The sequence below is a fragment of the Eggerthella sp. 1_3_56FAA genome, from assembly GCF_000185625.1.
Classification (GTDB): Bacteria; Actinomycetota; Coriobacteriia; order Coriobacteriales; family Eggerthellaceae; genus Eggerthella; species Eggerthella lenta.
Window position 1 is genome coordinate 1 of record NZ_GL622600.1, and the last position, 600, is coordinate 600.

Consider the following 600-nt stretch of genomic DNA (forward strand, 5'->3'; position numbering starts at 1 on the left):
TCCGCCTGCGCGATGCGTCCTGCCGCGGGGCCGGCGACGCGCTCATCCTGGACGGCGTGGACCTCACCGTGCGCCGTGGCGAATGCGTGCTGCTGTGCGGGCGCTCGGGCATGGGAAAGACCACGGTGACGAAGCTGATCAACGGCCTCATCCCGCAATTCGAGCCCGGGGTCGAGCGCACGGGCGAGGTGGAGGTGTGCGGCTTCGATCCGGCGCGCTGCGCCATGCACGAGCTCGCGCGGCACGTGGGCAGCGTGTTCCAGAACCCGAAATCGCAGTTCTTCAACCTCACCTCCAACGATGAGCTGGCGTTCGGCCTGGAGGCGGCGGGGGTCGACGCCGACGCGATCGAGGAGCGCATCCGGGCGACGGTGGGGGCGCTGCACGTCGAGCACCTGCTCGACCGCGGCGTGACGAAGATGTCGGGCGGCGAGAAGCAGAGCCTCGTGTTCGCCTCGGTGGACGTGATGGACCCCGACGTGTACGTGCTGGACGAGCCCACCGCGAACCTCGACGCGCGCGCGATCCGCGTGCTGCACGACCAGATCGCCGCCATCCTCGCGCGCGGCAAGACGGTGATCGTCGCCGAGCACCGGCTGT

At 70.2% G+C, this 600-nt stretch carries 1 protein-coding gene; it reads left to right on the plus strand.

Annotated elements, in window-relative coordinates; genetic code table 11:
- A partial coding sequence (locus HMPREF1023_RS14965) for an ABC transporter ATP-binding protein (protein ID WP_009307336.1) occupies positions 1-600 on the plus strand: 600 nt, incomplete at both ends.